This is a genomic window from Ancylobacter mangrovi, from assembly GCF_024752355.1.
GTDB lineage: Bacteria > Pseudomonadota > Alphaproteobacteria > Rhizobiales > Xanthobacteraceae > Ancylobacter > Ancylobacter mangrovi.
The window spans coordinates 911,354-931,211 of record NZ_JANTHZ010000001.1; the positions used below are offsets into that span (position 1 = coordinate 911,354).

18 protein-coding genes are annotated in these 19,858 nt (G+C 69.5%); 4 read left to right on the forward strand and 14 right to left on the reverse strand.

What is annotated here, in order from left to right; all coding sequences use genetic code 11:
- Positions 1–68 precede the first annotated feature (68 nt).
- On the reverse strand, positions 69–305 hold the full coding sequence (locus NVS89_RS04270) for a hypothetical protein (protein ID WP_258731242.1): 237 nt from the start codon (positions 303–305) through the stop codon (positions 69–71).
- A 315-nt stretch (positions 306–620) separates the two neighbouring features.
- Between NVS89_RS04270 and NVS89_RS04275 the strand changes: the two genes are divergently transcribed.
- Both NVS89_RS04275 and NVS89_RS04280 read left to right on the forward strand, forming a co-directional pair.
- Positions 621–2,327 carry a thiamine pyrophosphate-binding protein gene (locus NVS89_RS04275; RefSeq protein ID WP_258731243.1) on the forward strand — a complete coding sequence of 569 codons (1,707 nt, stop codon included), beginning with the start codon at positions 621–623 and terminating at the stop codon, positions 2,325–2,327.
- Positions 2,328–2,371: 44 nt separating this feature from the next.
- Positions 2,372–2,857 (forward strand): hypothetical protein, encoded by a 486-nt coding sequence (locus NVS89_RS04280; protein ID WP_258731244.1) that lies wholly within the window; start codon positions 2,372–2,374, stop codon positions 2,855–2,857.
- A gap of 26 nt (positions 2,858–2,883) precedes the next feature.
- Here NVS89_RS04280 and NVS89_RS04285 read toward each other — a convergent pair whose 3' ends face one another.
- The 4 genes from NVS89_RS04285 to NVS89_RS04300 form a co-directional block, all read right to left on the reverse strand.
- Complete coding sequence (locus NVS89_RS04285; protein ID WP_258731245.1) at positions 2,884–3,387, reverse strand: cupin domain-containing protein; 504 nt, start codon at positions 3,385–3,387, stop codon at positions 2,884–2,886.
- Positions 3,388–3,411: 24 nt separating this feature from the next.
- Entirely contained in the window at positions 3,412–4,563 is a 1,152-nt protein-coding gene (locus tag NVS89_RS04290) for a glycosyl transferase family 90 (RefSeq protein ID WP_258731246.1), read from the reverse strand.
- A 190-nt stretch (positions 4,564–4,753) separates the two neighbouring features.
- Positions 4,754–6,412, reverse strand: a complete 1,659-nt coding sequence (locus tag NVS89_RS04295; protein WP_258731247.1) for a lysine--tRNA ligase — start codon at positions 6,410–6,412, stop codon at positions 4,754–4,756.
- Positions 6,413–6,501: 89 nt separating this feature from the next.
- Complete coding sequence (locus NVS89_RS04300) at positions 6,502–7,485, reverse strand: transporter substrate-binding domain-containing protein (RefSeq protein ID WP_258731248.1); 984 nt, start codon at positions 7,483–7,485, stop codon at positions 6,502–6,504.
- 184 nt (positions 7,486–7,669) lie between these two features.
- Here NVS89_RS04300 and NVS89_RS04305 point away from each other — a divergent pair, with 184 nt between their 5' ends.
- The gene (locus NVS89_RS04305) at positions 7,670–9,598 is read left to right on the forward strand and encodes a glycosyltransferase (RefSeq protein ID WP_258731249.1); all 1,929 of its coding nucleotides are present in this window, start codon (positions 7,670–7,672) and stop codon (positions 9,596–9,598) included.
- Here the strand turns inward: NVS89_RS04305 and NVS89_RS04310 are convergent.
- A complete protein-coding gene (locus tag NVS89_RS04310; protein ID WP_258731250.1) occupies positions 9,543–10,133 on the reverse strand; it encodes an SCO family protein in 591 nt (196 codons plus the stop codon). The two genes, NVS89_RS04305 and NVS89_RS04310, sit on opposite strands and share 56 nt — an antisense overlap.
- Before the next feature lie 82 nt (positions 10,134–10,215).
- Complete coding sequence (locus NVS89_RS04315) at positions 10,216–10,482, reverse strand: hypothetical protein (protein ID WP_258731251.1); 267 nt, start codon at positions 10,480–10,482, stop codon at positions 10,216–10,218.
- 295 nt (positions 10,483–10,777) lie between these two features.
- Between NVS89_RS04315 and NVS89_RS04320 the strand changes: the two genes are divergently transcribed.
- A complete protein-coding gene (locus NVS89_RS04320; RefSeq protein WP_258731252.1) occupies positions 10,778–12,829 on the forward strand; it encodes a putative bifunctional diguanylate cyclase/phosphodiesterase in 2,052 nt (683 codons plus the stop codon).
- Between the two features lie 38 nt (positions 12,830–12,867).
- Here the strand turns inward: NVS89_RS04320 and NVS89_RS04325 are convergent, their stop codons facing one another.
- The 7 genes from NVS89_RS04325 to NVS89_RS04355 form a co-directional block, all read right to left on the reverse strand.
- Positions 12,868–13,989 carry an ABC transporter ATP-binding protein gene (locus tag NVS89_RS04325; protein WP_258731253.1) on the reverse strand — a complete coding sequence of 374 codons (1,122 nt, stop codon included), beginning with the start codon at positions 13,987–13,989 and terminating at the stop codon, positions 12,868–12,870.
- 70 nt (positions 13,990–14,059) lie between these two features.
- A complete protein-coding gene (locus NVS89_RS04330) occupies positions 14,060–14,851 on the reverse strand; it encodes an ABC transporter permease (protein ID WP_258731254.1) in 792 nt (263 codons plus the stop codon).
- 11 nt (positions 14,852–14,862) lie between these two features.
- Positions 14,863–15,720: an ABC transporter permease gene (locus tag NVS89_RS04335; RefSeq protein ID WP_258731255.1), complete on the reverse strand. Its 858-nt coding sequence runs from the start codon at positions 15,718–15,720 to the stop codon at positions 14,863–14,865.
- Positions 15,721–15,786: 66 nt separating this feature from the next.
- A complete protein-coding gene (locus NVS89_RS04340; protein WP_258731256.1) occupies positions 15,787–16,806 on the reverse strand; it encodes an ABC transporter substrate-binding protein in 1,020 nt (339 codons plus the stop codon).
- 60 nt (positions 16,807–16,866) lie between these two features.
- Positions 16,867–17,802 carry a 2-hydroxyacid dehydrogenase gene (locus tag NVS89_RS04345; RefSeq protein WP_258731257.1) on the reverse strand — a complete coding sequence of 312 codons (936 nt, stop codon included), beginning with the start codon at positions 17,800–17,802 and terminating at the stop codon, positions 16,867–16,869.
- Positions 17,803–18,032: 230 nt separating this feature from the next.
- Complete coding sequence (locus NVS89_RS04350) at positions 18,033–18,623, reverse strand: HutD/Ves family protein (RefSeq protein ID WP_258731258.1); 591 nt, start codon at positions 18,621–18,623, stop codon at positions 18,033–18,035.
- Positions 18,624–18,854: 231 nt separating this feature from the next.
- Positions 18,855–19,799, reverse strand: a complete 945-nt coding sequence (locus NVS89_RS04355) for a LysR family transcriptional regulator (protein WP_258731260.1) — start codon at positions 19,797–19,799, stop codon at positions 18,855–18,857.
- Positions 19,800–19,858: the final 59 nt, after the last annotated feature.

The following is a 19,858-nucleotide window of genomic DNA, read 5'->3' on the forward strand; positions in this document are numbered from 1 at the left end:
CGAGGTGTTGATGTCCACCGTCGCGTTGCCGTCGCCCTGCACGATGGCGCCGGTCTGGGCCGAGCCGACTATGGCGGCATGACCTGCAGCGCGGCGTCGCCGTCGGTCGTCGTCACCGCGGCGCCGAACGAGCCGCCGGCGATGATCGGGTTGCTGGAGACCACATTCGCCGAGCCGCCCTCGTTCGAAGCGACGATGCGCGACCGGTCGGCGATGATGCGCCCGTCGCTCACCATGTTGACGGACCCGCCGGTGCCCCCACTCTGCGAGGGGACGACGACGCTGTTCGCGCCGGCATCGACCACCGCGTCGGTGCCGAGATAGACGTCGACCCCGCCGCCACTGCCCTCGCGCCCGGCCCCACGCCGTTGGCGCCGGAGGTCACTCTGCCGAGGATGTCGAGATCGGTCGTGCCGCCGAGGTCACTGGTGGCGGCGGCATGGATGCCGGTGACGGCGGTGCTGGAAGCGAAGGCGAGCACGCCCGCCTCGCCGCCCGCGCCCCGCGCCACCCAGCCTATTGAAACTAGGGCGCTTTCGCCGCCGCCTGTTTCCATCACGGCGCAAACGGCTCTAGAGTGCGCGCCTCGCCTTCCTTCCGGTGTCGATCGCAGCACAGCCATGGCCTCCTCCCCCGCTTCCACCCCTCGCGCTCCCGGTCCGCGCACCGGCGCGCGCATCCTCGTCGACGCGCTGGTCGCCAATGGCGTGGTCCGCGCCTTCGGCGTGCCCGGCGAGAGCTATCTCGACGTGCTGGACGCGCTGTCCGACACGGCGGTCGATTTCGTCACCTGCCGGCAGGAGGGCGGAGCGGCGATGATGGCGGAGGCCAGCGGCAAGCTCACCGGGCGGCCCGGCATCTGCTTCGTCACCCGCGGGCCGGGCTCCACCAATGCCAGCGCCGGCGTGCATGTCGCCCAGCAGGATTCCACGCCGATGATCCTGTTCGTCGGCCAGATCGCGCGCTCCATGCGCGGGCGCGAGGCGTTCCAGGAGGTCGACTACCGCGCCGTGTTCGGCACTCTCGCCAAATGGGCGGTGGAGATCGACGACGCCGCCCGCATCCCGGAAATCGTCTCGCGCGCCTTCCGCGTCGCCATGCAGGGCCGCCCCGGCCCGGTGGTGGTGGCCCTGCCCGAGGACGTGCTGAGCGAGCTCGCCGAGGTGCCGGACGCCCCCGCCGTCGAGCCGGCCGAGACCTGGCCCGGTCTTACCGACATGATGCGGCTGCAGAAGATGCTCTGGAGCGCCGAGCGGCCGGTCATGATCCTCGGCGGCGCGCGCTGGAACGCGAAGGCGGTCGCCGCCGTGGTGCGCTTCGCCGAGCGCTTCGACCTGCCGGTCTGCGCCAGCTTCCGCCGGCAGATGCTGTTCCCCGCCGACCATGACGCCTATGCCGGCGACGTCGGCCTCTCCATCAACCCGAAGCTGCTGGCCCGTCTGCGGGAGGCGGACCTCGTCATCCTCGCCGGCGGGCGGCTCGGCGAGGTGCCCTCGCAGGGCTACACCCTGTTCCCCGTGCCCGACCCCGGGGTGGCGCTGGTCCATGTCCATGCCGATGCGGACGAGCTCGGCCGGGTGTTCCAGCCCGCGCTGGCGATCAACGCCACCCCCACCGCCTTCGCCGCGGCGCTGGAGGGCGTGCAGCCGCCCAACGCGATCGGCTGGAGCGACTGGCGGGCCGGCGCGCGCGCCGATTATCTGGGCTGGACCGAGACGCCGCCGGCCAATCCCGGCGCGGTGCAGATGGCGACGCTGGTGCGCTATCTGCGCGCCCTGCCGCCCGACACTATCGTGTGCAACGGCGCCGGCAACTTCGCCATCTGGGTGCACCGCTTCCACCGCTTCCGCGGCCACGGCACCCAGCTCGCCCCGACCTCGGGCTCGATGGGCTACGGCTTCCCCGCCGCCGTTGCGGCCAAGCGCCTGAACCCGGAGCGTACCGTGGTCGCGGTGTGCGGCGACGGCGATTTCCTGATGACCGGGCAGGAATTCGCCACCGCCGTCCAGCACGGCGTGCCGGTGGTGGCGGTGGTGATCGATAACGGCATGTACGGCACCATCCGCATGCATCAGGAGCGCGAATACCCGGCCCGGGTCTTCGGCACGGTGCTGAAGAACCCGGATTTCGCCGCCTATGCGCGCGCCTTCGGCGGCTTCGGCGTCACGGTGGAGGAGGACGCGCAGTTCGCCCCCGCGCTCGACGCCGCCTTCGCCAGCGGCCTGCCGTCGATCGTGCACGTGAAGCTCGACCCGGAGGCGATCACGCCGACCACCAGCCTCACCGCGCTGCGCGAGAAGGCGCTGGCCGCCCGATCCGCCGGCTGACGCCCGCCGGCCCTCCCCCCTTCCACCGCCTGCCGGATGATCCCATGCCCCGCTTCGCCCGCCGTCCCGCGCACGCCCTGCTGGGCCTCGGCCTGCTCGGCCTTTGCACCGCCGCCGCGCAGGCCCGCGTCGAGGAGGGCTGGTACGTCGCCACGCGCGGCGAGGCGGTGCATCTCGTGCTCGGCGTGCCGGACACGGACGAGACCTCGCTCGACATTTCGTGCCGGCCCGGCAGCGGCACGCTCGATCTGCGCAGCTTCATCGGCTCCAGCGGGCTGACGCCCGGCGAGGCGGCGCAGATCGGCTTCGAGGGGATGCGCGTGCGCGCGGCTTTCCCTGGCAAGGCGGTCGCCAACGCGGCGAGCGGGCGTGTCGACGTGGAGGGCCACGGCCCGCTCGCCCTGTTCGAGCGGGTGGCGCGCTCGGGGCGGCCGTTCTCGCTGGTGGTCGAGGGGGCGCGCCACATCATCAGCCCGGCCGGCCTCGCCGAGCCCTACGCGACCTTCGCGAAGGCCTGCGCCAAGGGCTGAGCGCCCTCGGGCGCCGGTCGGTCGCCTCAGCCGGGCGCTTTGTGGATCGGGTCGACCCAGTACACCTCTTCCGGCTTCTCCACCGGCTCGACATCGGTGATGTTCACCACCACCGCCTCATTGTCGGAGCGCACCAGCACGCATTCCAGCGGCTGGTCGGGATCGGCGTTGATCTCCTGGTGCGGCACGTAGGGCGGCACGAAGATGAAGTCGCCCGCCTCCGCCTCGGCGACATATTCGAGCCGGTCGCCCCAGCGCATGCGGGCCCGCCCGCGCACCACGTAGATCACGCTCTCCAGCGCGCCGTGATGGTGCACGCCGGTCTTGGCGTCGGGCTGGATCGTCACCGTGCCGGCCCAGATCTTCTGCGCCCCGACCCGGGCGTGGTTGATCGCCGCCTGCCGGTACATGCCGGGCGTCTGCGCGGTGTTGTCGTCGAGCCGGTCGCCCTTGATGACGCGCACCCCGTCATGCTTCCAGCGCTCGGCATGGGCATGGGTATGGGGATCGTGCGGGGCGTGTTCGTCCATATCGTCCTCCCGTTTTCCGGCAGGTTAGGACGCGGCACGCCCGGACGGAAGGCCGCCGGCGGGCATCGCGGCCCCGCCCGGCTGCAAGGTGCCGATCTTCCTGCGTATCATCGCGCCGTACATGACGAAGCGCGCCAGCCGGAGCTGCAGCCGGGCGTAGTTCCGCACCTGCGCCAGCCGTTCCCGGGCGGGAAAGTCGATGTGGACGTCCGAATGGTCGAGATATTCGCGCACCACCGTGCGGATGATGCTCATCTCGGTCCAGGTATCGAGGAAGCGGGAGACGAACGCCTTGCCGTTCTCGGCGATCTCCCGGCACCTTCCCTTGTTCGACAGGCACCAGTCATGGACCTCCTCGACGTTCGAGAGGTCGTGCTCGACCGGCACATAGTGCTCCCACGGCACCAGCTCGCCCTCGCAGAACCAGGTCTCGCAGGTCGGGGCCGGCATGATGACGGTCGAGTTCGAGGCCATCATCCATTTCAGCCCGGTGGCGACGTCGTTGCCTTCCAGGCAGAGCAGGAATTTCGACGCCAGCTGCTCGGCGATGGTCAGGCCCTTCGCATCGTGATGCGCCCGGATCAGGTCGATCGGCACGTTGTCGATGCAGCCGTCGAGCTGAACCAGCTTGCTGTATTTCAGGTCGATATTGGCGTTCCGGTGCTTCTGGAACGCCACGTAGTAGCGGGCCGAATAGTCGAGCGATTCGTCGCTGCGGTTGAAGACGCCCGTCGTCGCCCCGCGCCAGACCAGCTTGTCGTCCTTCTGCTCGAACGGGCGGTCGCACTGCGAGATCCGCAGCAGGTCGTCCCAGTGACGGTTGCGGTCGAGTGGCAGCAGCACGCCCTTCGCGTCCCGATCGGCGACGAGCCGCGATTTCACGATGGTCGGATGGGAGAAGCGCGCGCGATTGTCGGCCGCGCAGAGCGCGAAGCACGAGCGCGGCGCGACGAAGGCGAAGAAGTCCTGCGCCTGCTTGATATAGGTGCTGTAGACGATGCCGAGCCCGTTGGAGAAATAGTCGGGATAGCGGCGGTCGATGCTCTCGCGCGTCTCGCAGGCCCCGCACAGGATCGTGTCGCGCAGGTCGTCCTCATGGTCCGCATCGGGGTCGGGACCGTGCAGGCCGGCGAGGTAGAGCTCGATGCGGCGTCGGTCGAAGTCGGTCAAGGCCATGGAGTCGCTCACCTTTCGGCGCGATGCCGACATGGGGGTTCCATGTCGGGCCTCGACGCCCTGCTGCCTGCCCTGCCCCGATCGATTGGTCCGTCTTCCGTCCGGTGGATGGCCGGCCAAGCGGCCGGCGTCGCAGTCCGCGAGCGGGCGCCATTGCCGCCCCCTCGCGCCGCGCCTCACACCACCTTCGTCATGCCGCCCCTTTCGCCAGCTCGCCCGAGAGCGCGCGGGCGATCAGCGCCCTGGTCTCGGGGATGCCGTAGGCGGCGACGAAGGTGCCGAAGCGCGGCCCCTCCTTCTCGCCCAGCAGGGTGCGGTAGAGCATCTCGAACCAGGCCCGCGAGACGCCCGGCCCGCCGGTCGGCGACTTGGCCTTGAGGTTCTGGTACTCGGGATGCTTGCGGGCGACGTCGAGGATCACGTTCTGGATCTCCGCATCGTCCGCCGGCCCCAGCCCGGCCAGCGCCGCGTCGAGCTCGCCCAGCACCTGCGCCTCGAACGGCGTCGGCGTGTCGAACTGCCGGTAGGGCTTCACCCGGTCGATGAAGTAGCGCACCGCATAGCCCGCCAGCTTGTCGACCGTCGGGAGGGTGGCGGGCGTGGTGCCCGGCGCGTAGCGCTCGATGATGCGCCACAGCACGCCCTTGTCCTCGGCGTTGGAGGCCGAGGCGAGCTTCAGCAGCAGGCCGAAGGTCAGCGGCAGTTCCTCCACCGGCGGGTTGCCGGAATGGATGTGCCATACCGGGTTGCCGAGCCGATTCTTCCAGTCCTGCGTCGGATAACGGGAGAGGAAGCCGTAATACTCGTCCACCGCCTTGGGGATGACGTCGAAGTGCAGCTTCTTGGCCGAGCGCGGCGACTGGAACATGTAGAGCGCCAGGCTCTCCGGGCTCGCATAGGTCAGCCACTCGTCGATGGTGAGCCCGTTGCCCTTGGACTTCGAGATCTTCTGGCCGATCTCGTCCAGGAACAGCTCGTACACGAAGTGCTCGGGCGCGCGCCCCCCGAGGATCTCGCAGATCCGGTCGTAGATCGGCGCGTTGGTCTGGTGGTCCTTGCCGAACATCTCGAAATCGACGTCGAGCGCCGCCCAGCGGGCGCCGAAATCCGGCTTCCACTGCAGCTTCACCTTGCCGCCGGTGACGGGCACGGTCTTGTCGACCCCGTCCTCGTCGGTGAAGGTGATGGTGCCGGCCTTCGCGTTCACCTCCTTCAGCGGCACGTAGAGCACGCGGCCCGAGGTGGGCGAGATCGGCAGGAAGGGCGAATAGGTCGCCTGCCGCTCCTCGCCGAGCGTGGGCAGCATCACCTCCATGATGGCGTCGTACTTCTCGGCCGCCTTCAGCAGCACCGCGTCGAGCTTGCCGGAGGCGTAGTACTCGGTCGCGCTGGCGAACTCGTAGTCGAAGCCGAACGTGTCGAGGAAGCGGCGCAGCATGGCGTTGTTGTGGGCGCCGAAGCTGTCATAGCCGCCGCCGAACGGGTTCGGCACGCGGGTCAGCGGCATCTGCAGATAGGGCTTCAGCGCCGCCGGGTCGGGCACGTTGTCGGGGATCTTGCGCATCCCGTCCATGTCGTCGGAGAAGCACAGCAGCCGCGTGGGCACCTTGTCGTCGGTGAGCACGCGGAAGGCATGGCGCACCATGGTGGTGCGCGCCACCTCGCCGAAGGTGCCGATATGGGGCAGGCCCGAGGGGCCGTAGCCGGTCTCGAACAGCACCTCGTCCTTGGGTTTCCGCTTCAGCCGCTCGATGATCTTGCGTGCTTCCTCGAACGGCCACGCGCCGGCGGTCTCCGCCGCGCTGCGCAGTTCGGCTGCAACATCCTCGACCTGAGCGGTCGCCGTCATGATCTGGTCTCCGGGCCTTGCTTGAAGAAAGCGGCTGGGACGGCGCTTGCCGTCCGGGCGGACACGTCTAGGAAGTCCGTCCTTCCGCGTCAATAAACGCTGATCGGGAACCAGCGCAGATAGAGGTCGGTATAGACCCCCTCCTCCCAGAGCTGGGCGAAGGCGTAGTTGAGCGACTGGCGCAGCGCCTCGTTGCCGCGCTTGACCGCCACCCCCATGCCCTCGCCGAAATAGCGGCTCTCGGTGAAGGGGCCGCCGACGAAGGCGCAGCAGTTCTGCGACTGGGTCCCGTTGAGCCAGAGCGCAAGTTCCACGCCGTCGCCGAAGATCAGGTCCACCTCGCCCTTGCGCAGCGCCGCGCGCAGCGCCGCGGCGTCGGGATAGGCGCGAATCGCGGTCTCGGCGAACAGGTCGCGCAGGAACGCCTCATGCGCGGTGCCCCCGATCACGCCGACCGTCCTGGAGGCGATCGAGCCCGGCGTCACCTGTTCCGGCGTCGCCTGCGCGCCGGCGCCCGCGGGCCGGTCGACGCGCCGGCCGACGAAACGGGCGGGCGAGCGGAAATAGCGGTCGGTGAAGTCGACCGTCTTGCGGCTCTCCGGCGTGATGGCGATACCGGCGATGGCCGCGTCCGCCTTGCCCTCGTCGAGTGCGGCGACCAGCTCGCCGAACGGCATGATCTCGAGCGTGCAGGTGATCGCCAGCTCCTGGCAGATGGCACGGGCGATGTCGACGTTGAAGCCCGCCGGCCGGCCGTCCTCGCCGCGGAAGCTGAAGGGCGGGTAGTCCTCGGTGGTGACGAAGCGGATCTGGGTGGGAAGCTGCGTCACGTCGGGCCGGTCGGGCCGGCGCTTGGGGTCCCAGAAGCCGGGCACGTCGACCGCCGGCAGCCGCGCGACCCCGCCCGGCGCCGCTTTGGGCGCTTCCTTGGGAGCTTCCTTGGGAGCTTCCTTGGGAGCTACCTTGGGCGCAGTTTGGGGCGCAGCCGGCTGCGCGCCGGCGCGGTCCGCCAATGGCGCCGAGGCCAGTGCGAGCACGGCCGCGACACACAGACGCGCCGTGGTCGTCGTCACGAAATACCCGGTTTTCACGAAATACCCGGCCAAACCCGAACCCGCTCCGGCTACCGCCTCTTGCTGCGTCGCAGCGGTCTTGTACCGTGTCGGGACGGGCTAGGCGAGGGGTTGGGGACCGCGCGAACGCATGAGACCGTGCACGAGCCTCGGGGCCGCGGATGCCGCCGGTGCGGAGTCCGCGGTGCCGGTCGAGATCGCCGGCCTCGCCGGGGGGCTCGACCCGGCGGACCTCGCCTATGCCATACGCCGCGCCGAGCGACTGGGAATCGGCGCCGACGAGGTGCTGCTCGCCGCCGGCCTCGTCTCCGCCGACCGGCTCGCCGGGGCGGCGGCGCAGCGGCTCGGCCTGCGCTTCGAGCCGCTCGAGCCGGACGCCCGGCCGGGAGCGCTCTCAACCACGCCCGTCATCCCCCCGGTCGCCGATATCGGCGGGCTGATGCGCAGCGGCGTGCTGGCGGACGGCACCGGCCGGCTCATCGTCGCCGCGCGCGGGCGCCGCCTGCGCGAACTCGCCGCGCGCCTCGCCGCCCGGGCCGAGCTGCGCAGGCAGATCGTCCTGACCAGTCCGGAACGGCTCGCCGCCTTCGCCCGCCGGCGCTTCGGGCCCGAGCTCGGCCGGCTCGCCGCCTTCCGCCTGCTGCACACGCGGCCGAGCGAGTCGGCGGGCACGCTCGGTGCCTCGCGGCTGGTCATGGCGGGGATCGGCCTGCTGCTCGCGTTGCTGCCGTTCCTGATGCGCGTCGCCCCCGCGCCGTTCATGCTGCCGGTCGCGGTGCTGCTGGCCGCGCTGCTGCTCGGCTGGTGCGGGCTGCGCCTCGCCGCCTGCACCATGGAGCCCGAGCCCGAGCCGCCGCCGCTGCGCTCGGACCGGTTGCTGCCCCATTACAGCCTGATCGTGCCGCTCTACCGCGAGGCGCGGGTGGTGCCGCAGCTCGTCGAGGCGCTCGACGCCATCGACTACCCGCGCGAGAAGCTGCAGATCCTGATGGTGATCGAGCCCGACGACGCCGAGACCACCGCCGCCATCGTCCGCCATGCGCTCAGGCCCGGCTTCGAGATCGTGGTGGCGCCGGAGGCCGGGCCGAAGACCAAGCCGAAGGCGCTGAACGCGGCCCTGCCCTTCGCCCATGGCAGCGTGATCGGCATCTTCGACGCCGAGGACGTACCCGACCCGCTTCAACCGCGCCGGGTCTGCGCCGTGCTGCAGGGCGCGCGCGGGCGCTCGGTCGGCTGCGTGCAGGCGCGCCTCGCCATCGACAACATGGCCGATAGCTGGATCACCCGGCAGTTCGCCGCCGAATATGCCGGCCATTTCGACGTCGTGCTGCCGATGCTCGGCCTGTGCGGCCTGCCGGTGCCGCTTGGCGGCACCTCCAACCATTTCCGCCGCGAGGTGCTGGAGCGGCTCGGCGCCTGGGACCCGTGCAACGTCACCGAGGACGCCGATCTCGGCGTCCGGCTGGCGCGCGCGGGCTGGCGCACCGCCGTCATCGGCTCGACCACCGACGAGGAGGCCCCGCGCGCGGCCCGCCCATGGCTGCTCCAGCGTACCCGCTGGTACAAGGGCTGGATGCAGACCCTGCTGGTGCATGGGCGCCATCCGCGCCGGCTCGCCCGCGAGACCGGCTGGGGCGGCGCGCTGGCGCTGCTGTTCCTGCTCGGCGGCGGGGTGGCGGCGGCGCTGATGCACCCGTTCTTCGCCATCGCGCTCCTCGCCGGCTGGCTCGCCGGCCAGCCCGCCCCGGCCGGCACGGCCGCCGCGGCGCTGGAGGGCATCGGCGTCGCGGTACTGGTGCTTGGCTATGCGAGCACGCTGCTGTGCACCGTGGTCGGCATGCGCCGGCGCGGCCTGCCGGGCCTCGCGCGGGTGGTGCCGCTGATCCCGGCCTACTGGCTGATGATGTCGCTCGCCGCCTGGCGTGCGCTGGCCCAGCTCATCGTCGCCCCGCACTACTGGGAGAAGACCGACCACGGGCTGGCGCGCACCTCGCGCCGGCGCCTGCGCATGGCGCTCGCCGTGAAAGCGGGGTCGGGGTCGGGGCCTTCCGGGCGTCCTAGAGGTAGCGGCGCAGCTCGGCGGCCGCGTCCTGCGGCGAGCGCTTCAGATTGAACGGGGCGATGAACTCGCCGTCCTTGCCCATCAGGTAGACGATGGCGGTGTGGTCCATCGTGTAGTCGCCGTCCTGGGTCGGGACCTTCTTGTAGTAGACCCGGTAGGCCTTGGTGACGGCGGCGATCTGCTCGGGCGTGCCCGACAGGCCCTGAATGCTGGGGTGGAAGCTGCCGAGATAGGACTTCATCACCTCCGGCGTGTCGCGCTCGGGGTCGACGGTGATGAACAGGCCGTTGATCTTGCGCGCGTCCTCGCCCAGCGCGTCGAACACCTGGGACATCTCGAACAGCGTGGTCGGGCAGATGTCCGGGCAATGGGTGAAGCCGAAGAACACCAGCATCGGCTCGCCCAGATAGCTCTCCTGCGTCACCTTCTGCCCGTCCTCGTCCACCAGCTCGAACGGGCCGCCGATCGTGGTCTGCGCGGCGACGGTGCTGTTCGAGTTCGGCAGCAGGGCGAGCGTGCCGGCGACGACCGCGGCCGCTCCGATCACGAAGGCGACAAGGAGAATGAGGACACGGCGATGCGACATGAGGCGGCCTGCGTGGAGCGTGGGCGCGCGTCGCGCCCGTGGGGTACGGCGCCGGGCGGCACCAGCGAAGATGCCTTCGCCTTCAGATGCAATAGGCGAAGCCTGCCGCCATCAAGTCGAAGAAAACGGCGGCACCGTGACGGGCCCACAGGCCAATCGCCGCACCCAGCAATACCAGCCCGGCGGCGGCCAACAGCCAGGTCGCGGCCCGGCGCGGCACGTCATCGCGCCAGCGCGCCCGCCGGCCTGCGCCCGGCGCGGCAGCACCGTGCGCGGTGCGCGGCGAAGTTCGGTCCACCGGCTGTGCGAGAGGCTGCGCGGAGGGCCGTCCGAAGGGCGGTGCGGGCATCGGTTTCTCCCGGGCGCGTGCTCAGTTTATGTAAACCTTGCCTGCGCAAACTCAAACCCGGCCGCGCGGTCAGCTTGCTCTAACGGCAAAATAGTATTGAAATGCCACCAAACTCGGTATGTGAGGTCGGGTCTATATTGACTTATCAAGTGTCTCGGCGCCCGGTGGGATGGTTCGAGATGGGGCGATCGGGCGGGCCCTTTTGACCATGATTGAAGCCGGACGTTCAAACAGGTCGGATTCGGTCCGTTCACCTTCCGGCACGCGTCCCGGTGCCGAGGTGACAGGTCACCTGTTGTCCGCGCTCGAGTCGCTCAAGGACGGCTTCGCCCTGTTCGACCCCGAGGACCGCATGGTCCTCCACAACCGCCGCTTCATCGAGATCTTCCCGTTTCTGGAAACGCTCGGAGACCTGCACGGGCTCACCTTCACCGCCCTCGCCTCGGTGCCCTCGGGCGAGTGGAGCTGGGTCGACAGCCCCGAGGACTACGTCGCCGAGCGCATGCGCCGGCACCACGCCGCCACCGGCGAGCCTTTCAACATCCCGCTCGAGAACGGCGGCTGGGCCCAGGTCCGCGAATACCGCACGCCGGACGGCTGGATCGTCGCCACCTGGACCGACATCAGCGCCCTGAAATCGGACGAGAAGAAGCTGCTCGACGCCATAGACAGCCTCGGCGAGGGCTTCGTGCTGCTCGACGCCGGCGACCGGATCCTGCTCGCCAACAGCCACATGCGCGAGATGTTCGCCGCCGCCGGCGTGTCGCTGCGCTCCGGCCGGGCGCTGCACGAGGTGCTCGAGGAGGCGGAGCGCGGCGGCTTCTTCGCCGAGGACATTCCCGCGGACTTCGTCGCCTCGCTGATGGCGGAGCTGCGCGAGGTGCCCGCGCGCCGGGTCGAGATCCCGCTGCGCAACGGCGGCTGGATGCTGGTCAGCCACAGCCATACCGACGACGGCCACACGGTCGGCGTGTGGACCGAGCTCACCACCCAGAAGAAGCGCGAGGCCGAGCTGATCGTCATGCGCGAGCAGCTTCGCCAGCAGACCGAGGCGCTCGCCGAGTTCGCCAGCCTGATCGCCCGCCACGCCCGCCACGACCTGCTGACCGGGCTGCCGAACCGCTTCGCGCTGGAGGAGCGGCTCGGCCAGCTCCTGCGCGACCGCGACCCGCGCGAGATCTGGCTCGCCTTCATCGACCTCGACCATTTCAAGGGCATCAACGACGCGGTCGGCTACGCCGCTGCCGATGAACTGCTGCGCGAGGTCGGGCAGTTCCTGCGCGGGCAGGTGCGCGGCGACGACATGGTGGCGCGGCTCGGCGGCGACGAGTTCGCGCTCATCCTCACCGGGCTCGACGAATCCGAGGTGCTGCGCATCGCCCGCCGCCTCAACAGCGCCACCCATGGCCGCTCCTTCATGGCGGGGGGCCGCAGCTTCGCGGTGGGGCTGAGCATCGGCCTCGCCCACAGCACCCCGGCCCTCGCCACGCCTTCGAGCCTGCTCGCGGCGGCCGACACCGCCTGCTACGTCGCCAAGGATGCCGGCCGCGACCGCGTGCAGGTCTACGATCTTGGCGACCCGAAGGTGAACGTCACCCAGCAGCGGCTGAGCTGGGCCGAGCGGATCCAGCTCGGGCTCGAGCTCGACCGCTTCTCGCTGCACCTCCAGGCGATTGTCGACGACCACCGCAACGTGCTCGGCTACGAGGCGCTGATCCGCCTGATCGACGAGGACGGCGCCTCCTGCGGCCCGGGCCAGTTCCTGCCGGCGGCGCGGCGGCTGGGGCTGATGGGCCGGATCGACGCCTGGGTGCTGCGCCACGCCACCGACCTCGCGCTGCGCCTCATCAGCCGCGGCGCGCAGCAGTACATCTCGGTCAATGTCGGCGCCAACTCGCTCGCCGACCTCGCCTTCCAGCGCAATCTGATCGACCTCCTGGAGATGTATCCCGGCGTCGAGCAGGCGCTGAGGATGGAGATCACCGAGACCGAGGAAATCGACGACATCGGCCAGATCAGCGCCTTCCTGAGCGATCTCAGGTCGCGCGGCCTGCACATCTATCTCGACGATTTCGGCAATGGCTACAATTCGTTCGAGGCGCTGAAGCGGCTGCCGGTCGACGGCATCAAGATCGACTGGACGGTGACGCGCGACCTGCTCCAGGACCCGATCGACGAGGCGCTGATGCGCGCCGCCATCTCGATCGCGCGCTCGCTCAAGCTCGAGCTGGTCGCCGAGGGGGTCGAGCAGGAGGTGCAGCTCGCCAAGCTGCGCGAGCTCGGCGCGTTCCGCTATCAGGGCTTCTTCTTCCACCGCCCGGCCGAAGCCGAGGCCGTGCTGAGCTGAGCCAGCCGAACCCGGGTTGGTCGGGCCGGCCCAGCGCCTCAGCCCTCGCCGAGCAGCACCGCCTGGCCGAGGTCGATCGTGAGCGTGATCGGCGCGCCGACCGGCGCCTCGGCCATGATCTCGGCGCCCGTCACCCGCGTCTCCACCAGCCCGATCCCCTCCACTGTCACCCGGGTGATGGTGTGCGAGCCCTGGTAGACATGGGCCGCCACCACGCCGCTGATCCGGTTCGCGCCCTCGCCGGCCTGCGCATCGCCGGCCTGCGTGCCCGCGGGCTGCACGTGCTCGGGGCGCAGGAAGGCGCGCACCTCGGTGCCGTGGCCGAAGCGCCATTCCGGCCGCGCCGGCGCGGTCAGCCGGCCGATGCCCGGCAGCACCAGCGCCGCCTCGCCGCCGGATATCTCGTAGCGCCCCGCCGGCAGGGCGTTGATCTCGCCGATGAAGGAGGCGACGAAGCCGTTGGCGGGCGTGCGGTAGAGCTCGATCGGCGGCGCCACCTGCTGCACCTCGCCGCGGTTCATCACCACGATGCGGTCGGAGAGGCTGAGCGCCTCGCCCTGGTCGTGGGTGACGAAGATGGTGGTCAGCCCGGTCTTGCGGTGCAGGTCCGACAGCTCGACCTGCATCTGCGCGCGCAGGTTCTTGTCGAGCGCGGAGAGCGGCTCGTCGAGCAGCAGCACCTTGGGGCGGATGACGATGGCGCGGGCCAGCGCCACGCGCTGCTGCTGGCCGCCGGAGAGCTGTCGCACCCGGCGCTCCTCCATCCCGCCGAGCTTCATCATCTCGATCACGCGCCGCACCTCGGCGTCGATCTCGGCCTTCGACAGCTTGCGCATGCGCAGGCCGAAGGCGACGTTGTCGTAGACGTTCATGTGCGGGAACAGGGCGTAGCTCTGGAACACCATGCCGATGTCGCGGCGATAGGGCTCCACCTGCGTCACGTCGGCGCCGTCGACGATGATCTTGCCGGCGGTCGGGTCGACGAAGCCGGCGATCATGCCGAGCAGGGTCGACTTGCCGCAGCCTGACGGGCCGAGCAGCGTGACGAACTCGCCCCGGCCGACGGTGAGCGAGACGTCGGCGACGCCCACCGCACTGCCATAGTCCTTGCGGACGCGCACGATCTCGACGGCGGGATCGGCGGGGTTGCTCGGGTTCATGCGTCAGCTCTCCGGCACGTCGTGATGGGCAGCGCGCCCGCCTTCCGGGGCGAACCCGGGGCGGACGGCGCTAGTGGGTGTCGATCGCCAGCACGCGCCGCAGCCCGAAGGCGCGGTCGGCGATGAACATGAGGAGGGTGGTGGCGATGATCAGCATCGCCGAGATCGCCGACACGGTCGGGTCGGCATATTCGCGGATGTAGTTGTACATGGCGACCGGCAGGGTCTGGGTGCGGCTGCCGGTGACGTAGAGCGAGGCGGTGAACTCGGTGAAGGAGATCACCGCCGCGATCAGCCAGCCGCCCGCCATGCCGGGCAGCACCAGCGGCAGCTCGATCCGCGTCAGCACGTGGAAGGGCGAGGCGCCGAGATTGGCCGCCGCGCGGGAGAGGTCGCCGTCGACATTGGCGAGGCTGACATAGACCGCGCGCGTCACGAACGGCATCACCAGCACCATGTGCGCCAGCACCACCATCACATAGCCCTGCTGCAGCCGGAACGCGCCGCCGAGCAGCAGGAAGCCGAAGCCGAGCGTGAAGTGCGGGATGATGAGCGGAGACCACAGCACCGCCTCCAGCACGCCGCGCCCGGCGAACTCGTAGCGGTTGACCAGCCAGGCGAAGGTCGAGCCGACGATGAGCGCCAGCGTCGAGGCGAAGCTGGTGACGACGATCCCGTTCCAGAAGGCGGTCTGGAAGTCGGGATAGGTCACCGCCTTCTGGTACCACTGGAACGAGATGCCCTCGGGCGGGAAGGCGAGGATCTCGGTCGGGTTGACCGAGGTCATCAGCACCACGATGGTCGGCAGCGTCATGTAGACGAGGATCGCCGTCACCAGGCTCCAGAAGGCGAAGACGCGCATCGCTCAACTCCTCAGTGGATCGCCAGGCGCTTCTCGAGGCGCCCGGTGGCCGACTTCATCAAGGCGAGGCTGCCGAGCGCGGCGACGAGCGCGATCAGGCTCAGCGTCGCCGCGAACGGCATGTTGAGCACGGAGAAGCCCTGCAGATAGGCGAGGTTGGAGATCATCAGCACCTTGCCGCCGCCGATCAGCTGCGGGGTCGAGAAGGCGCTCATGGTCCAGGCGAAGATCACCACCACGCCGGAGAGGATGCCGGGCATGGTCAGCGGCAGGGTGATGCGCCAGAACACGGCGGTCGGGCTGGCGCCGAGATTGGCGGCCGCCTTCTCGCAGTCGCGGTCGACATGGCTGATGGCGGTGGCGAGCAGGATGATCATCACCGGCATGGAGAACTGCACCAGCGCCACCACCACGCCAAAGCGGGTGTACATGAGCTGGATCGGCATATCGATGATCGACAGCTTGCGCAGGATCGAGTTGACGAAGCCGTCCGCGCCCAGCGTCAGCATCCACGACAGGGTGCGCACGATCTCGCCGGTGAAGAGCGGGGTGATCGACAGCGAGATCAGCAGCGAGCGCACCCAGTCGCGCTTGGCCCGCACCAGCGCATAGGCGACCGGGTAGCTCAGCAGCAGCGAGAACACCGCGGTGAGCAGGCTGATGTAGAAGGTGTCGAGCAGCACCAGCCAGTAGATCGGCCGGTTGATGCGCACGAAATTCTCGAGGGTGAAGCCGCCCACGTCCAGCGAGCCGGGGATGAACTCCCGCACGCTGTACTGCAGCACCTCGAGGATGGCGGCGGCCAGGATCACGGCCGTCACCACCGCGGGCGCGAGAAAGGTGACGAAGAACGGGCGGCGTCGGGTCATGTCACGTCTCTATCCGGCCCGGGCGCGGGGCGCCGGGCCGGACGGTTCTCCTGTTGGGCCTCAGGCTCAGTGCATCATGTTCTCGGTGAACCACACCTTCCACTGCGGCAGCAGGGTGGCATAGGTCTTGTCGTCGAGCACGATGGCTTCCTTCTCGATCTGCTCCTGGCTGGTGAAGATGCCGGGCAGCTTGGCGATTTCCGGATCGAGCTTGGCTTCCGGGCTCATGGGCGAGCACTTGTGGAAGTTGCAGAGCTTGGCGAGCATTTCCGGCTCGAGGGCGATGTTCAGGAACTGCTCGGCCCAGTCCTTGTGCTTGGTGTTCTTGGCGATGCCCCACACGTCGACGCCCACCACCGCGCCTTCCTTCGGCACGTCGATCTCGACCGGCATGCCGAGCTTCTGCAGGTGGTAGCCGTTGATGTTGAGCAGCACCTGCACCGGGCTCTCGCCGGTGCGCATCAGGTTCTGGCTGGTGGCGTCCGACTGGTAGAAGGTCTTGATGTTCTTCTTCAGCTCCAGCAGCTTCGGCTTCACCTGGTCCCACTGCTCGGGCGTCACGCCGGCGAGCTTGGTGGCGGCGATGATGATGTGGCTCGGGTCGAAGTCCGGCAGCGCCAGCTTGCCCTTCACCTCGTCGCCCCACAGCGTGCTCCAGGAATCGATCTTGAAGCCCTTCGGCATCAGGTCGGTGCGGAAGGCGGGCGTGTAGACGTACACGTAGTCGGAGACCGTGTAGTCGGAGCGCTTCGCCATCGGGTAGAGCTTGGCGGCGTTGGGGATCTTCGACCAGTCGAGTTTCTCCATCAGCCCGTCGGCATGGTAGAGATAGCCCACCTGGCCGGTGGTGTTCACGAGGTCGGCCTCGGGATTGTCCTTCGCGACCTTGGCCTTGGCCAGCCGGTCGAGCGTACCGCCGGTGATGTACTCGACCTCGACGCCGGTGCGCTTGGTGAATTCCTTGCCGACGATCTGGACGCCTTCCTTCCAGTTGCCGCCCCAGGTGCTGATGACCAGCTTATCCTGAGCCGACGCGCCGGTGGCCATCACGGCCAGGGCGCCCAGTGCGATGCACAGCTTCTTCATCGTTCCACCTCTTTATTTGGGACGGCTTCAGCCGCCCGGATCTTCACGCGCCCGGCCGGCTCAGTAGCCGCGGGCGGGGTCGACTTCGTGCAGCGGCGCCAGCCCCTGCCTCACGCGCCGGATGCTCTCCGCCACGTCGCGCGCCGCCAGGCCCGGCACGGTGATGCTCGCCATGTGCGGCGTGACCAGAACATTGTCGAACGACCAGAGCGGGTGGCCGGAGGGTAGCGGCTCGGTCTCGAACACGTCGAGCGTCGCCTCCCCGATCTGGCCGGAGCGCAGCGCCGCGATCATCGCCGCCTCGTCCACTACCGCCCCGCGCGAGGCGTTGATGAACTTGACGCCCTTCGGCATCAGCGCGAATTCGCGCGCGCCGATCAGGTGGCGCGACTGCGGGGTCAGCGGCAGCAGGCTGACGATGATCTCGTTGCCCGCCAGCACCCGCTCCAGCCCGTCGGCGCCGGTCTCGGAAGCGACGCCCGGGATCTGCTTGGGCGAGCGCGACCAGCCGGTGACGGTGAAGCCCATCGAGGCGAGGGTGCGCGCCGCCGGCCCGCCGAGCTCGCCGAGGCCGAGCACCGCCACCTTGATGTCCGCCAGCGGGCGCGGGTGGACATATTCCCACTCCCCGCGCCGGGTGGCGCGCTCGAAGATGTGCATGTCGCGGGCGTAGCGGGTGACGGCGAACACGACGTAGCTCGTCATCATCGCCACCATGCCGGGGTCCGACAGGCGCGAGAACTTCACCGGCGCCAGGTCGTCGCGGTTCACCAGCGCGTCGACGCCGGCGCCGAGATTGGTCACCAGCTTGAGGTTCGGGAAGCGGGAGAAGAACCCCTTGGGCGGCAGCCACGCGAGCACATAGGCCACCTCCTCGGGATTGCCGACCTCGGGGTCGACGCGGAAGTCGAGGTCCGGCAGCTCGGCGGCCATCGCCTCCTGCCAGCCGGCGGCGCTGTCCACCGGGCTGTAGAAGACCAGCGCGTCGGCGCTCATGACGCCGCCATGCGGCACGCGGCCGGGACGCGTGAGAAGGGACGAGCTTTCCCCATCGCGCCGCGCACCTGCCGCCGCGCGGGAGCGCGATCGTGCCGCCGCGCCTGAAAAAGCCTCATCAGCCCGCTCCGTGCCTCAATCGTTTTTCCTGTCAGGAAATGTTGCCGCATCAGTATGGATAGAAAAATACTTTTAGCTACTCTTCAAGATAGGAAATTCCAATTCACGCTTCAGCGCGGGCCGGTCGGCGCCAGAAAGGCCACCACGGCCTCGCCCGCCGGCTCGCAGCTCGCGCGCAGCGTCGCCTCCTCGCTTGAGACCAGCGTCTCGCCGGGGCGCACCACCACCGAGCCGAGCGCATGGCCGACCTGCCAGGTGCCGCTCACCGCGTGCAGCACCAGAAGACCCCCGTCCGGCGCGGCGAGCAGCGGCTCGGTGGCGCCGGAGGCGGGCATGACCTGCGCGTTCCAGCGCCCGCGCCGGGTCATCACGTTGAACACCCGCACCGCCCCGTCGGGCAGCACAGAGCGCGGCTGCTGGACGCTGTCGAAATAGAGCGGCTCGAGCCGGTTCAACTCGCGCGTCTCGCTGCCGAAGACGAGCGAGAGGCGCTCGCGCGTCAGCAGGGTGATGTGGCGGTCGACGCCGGGGAAGGAGGAGAACGGCCCCTCGGCGACGATCGGCGCCAGGCTGAGCCGGATGTCGAAATCCTCCTGCGTCGCGCCCTCGGGCAGCAACAATACGTCCTGCGTCACGCCGCCGCCATTCTTCCACGGCGTGACCTTGTAGTCGGACGTCGTGAGGACCTTGATCCAGCTCATTGCACCCTGCCCGGCGCCCGGCCGGGCCGGCACCGCTCCCTCAGCCAAAGAGGCCGGAGACTACCGAGCGCCCGCCGAGCGCGGCAATCGGCAGCGCATCGGCGCAGGAAACAGTTTGCCGATGAAGAGGATAGCCCCCGCCTATGAAGGCGCCCGCCGACCCGTCGCGCCGCGAGGGCGGCCCCAGAAAAGCCCCCCCCCGGGAAGACGCCTCCGGGAAGGCGCCCGGGCTCAGCGCAGCGTGACGCGCGGGGAGAGCGTGCCCGGCTCGAAGATGCCGCCGGGCGAGAAGCACGCCTTGAGGTGGCGCGCGAACACCTCCACCGCCGGGCGCGGCGCCTGCCGCCGCAGCTTGAGGCTGACGAGGCGCACCGGCGGCAGCTTGTCGGTCAGCGGCACGGCGGCGACGCGCCCGCCATCATGGGTGCTCAGGCTGCGCGGCAGCACGTTCTGGATCGTGTAGCCGCGCCCGTGCCCGACCAGCCCGCGCGTCAGCTCATAGGCCTTGGAGCGGAAGGCGATCTGCGGCTCGACGCCCACGGTCTGGAACAGGCTCAGGAAGTAGTCGCGCGAATGCGGCAGGTCGAGCAGGATGAACGGCTCGTCGCGCAGGTCCGCGAGGCTGATGCGCTCGCGCTGGCTCAGCGGGTGGTCGGGATGCAGCACCGCATAGGGCGGCAGCTCGGCCAGCGGCTCGGCCACCACCTCGTCGGGGCGGGCGAACTCGTAGGACAGCGCCAGCTCGGTGCGCCCGGAGATGATGCCCTCGAGAATCTGCTGCTGGTCGCCCTCGTCGAGGCTCACCGTGATGCCGGGATGGCTTTCGGCGAAGGCGGAGAGCAGGCTCGGCATGAAATGGGTGGCGATGGTCCAGAAGCAGCCCACCGCGATCTCGCCGCGCACCTCGTCGGACATGGCGCGCGCGTTCTGGCCGAAATCGCGCGCATGGTTCAGCAGCAGCCGCGCCTCGTTGACGATGCGGGTGCCGGCGATGGTGGTGGTCACGCCCTTTGCATGGTGGCGTACGAACACCTGCACGCCGCAATCCGCCTCGAACTGCGCGATCGCCGCCGAAATCGAAGGCTGCGAGACGTTCAGATGCTTCGCCGCTTCGGTCAGATTGCCGAAATCAGCGGTGGCAACCACGTAGCGCAGCGCGCGGAGAGAAACGTTCATCGGAATTTTCGATCCCAAAACCCAATCGAAAATATTTTACCGATCCATCGGGCCGGCGC

Excerpts from the sequence above, each read along its gene's own strand:
- NVS89_RS04310 (WP_258731250.1), bottom strand. The coding sequence starts at position 10,133 with ATGTCGCATCGCCGTGTCCTCATTCTCCTTGTCGCCTTCGTGATCGGA.
- NVS89_RS04335 (WP_258731255.1), bottom strand. The coding sequence starts at position 15,720 with ATGACCCGACGCCGCCCGTTCTTCGTCACCTTTCTCGCGCCCGCGGTG.
- NVS89_RS04355 (WP_258731260.1), bottom strand. The coding sequence starts at position 19,799 with ATGAACGTTTCTCTCCGCGCGCTGCGCTACGTGGTTGCCACCGCTGAT.
- NVS89_RS04285 (WP_258731245.1), bottom strand. The coding sequence starts at position 3,387 with ATGGACGAACACGCCCCGCACGATCCCCATACCCATGCCCATGCCGAG.
- NVS89_RS04350 (WP_258731258.1), bottom strand. The coding sequence starts at position 18,623 with ATGAGCTGGATCAAGGTCCTCACGACGTCCGACTACAAGGTCACGCCG.
- NVS89_RS04340 (WP_258731256.1), bottom strand. The coding sequence starts at position 16,806 with ATGAAGAAGCTGTGCATCGCACTGGGCGCCCTGGCCGTGATGGCCACC.
- NVS89_RS04290 (WP_258731246.1), bottom strand. The coding sequence starts at position 4,563 with ATGGCCTTGACCGACTTCGACCGACGCCGCATCGAGCTCTACCTCGCC.
- NVS89_RS04345 (WP_258731257.1), bottom strand. The coding sequence starts at position 17,802 with ATGAGCGCCGACGCGCTGGTCTTCTACAGCCCGGTGGACAGCGCCGCC.
- NVS89_RS04325 (WP_258731253.1), bottom strand. The coding sequence starts at position 13,989 with ATGAACCCGAGCAACCCCGCCGATCCCGCCGTCGAGATCGTGCGCGTC.
- NVS89_RS04275 (WP_258731243.1), top strand. The coding sequence starts at position 621 with ATGGCCTCCTCCCCCGCTTCCACCCCTCGCGCTCCCGGTCCGCGCACC.
- NVS89_RS04315 (WP_258731251.1), bottom strand. The coding sequence starts at position 10,482 with ATGCCCGCACCGCCCTTCGGACGGCCCTCCGCGCAGCCTCTCGCACAG.
- NVS89_RS04295 (WP_258731247.1), bottom strand. The coding sequence starts at position 6,412 with ATGACGGCGACCGCTCAGGTCGAGGATGTTGCAGCCGAACTGCGCAGC.
- NVS89_RS04330 (WP_258731254.1), bottom strand. The coding sequence starts at position 14,851 with ATGCGCGTCTTCGCCTTCTGGAGCCTGGTGACGGCGATCCTCGTCTAC.
- NVS89_RS04280 (WP_258731244.1), top strand. The coding sequence starts at position 2,372 with ATGCCCCGCTTCGCCCGCCGTCCCGCGCACGCCCTGCTGGGCCTCGGC.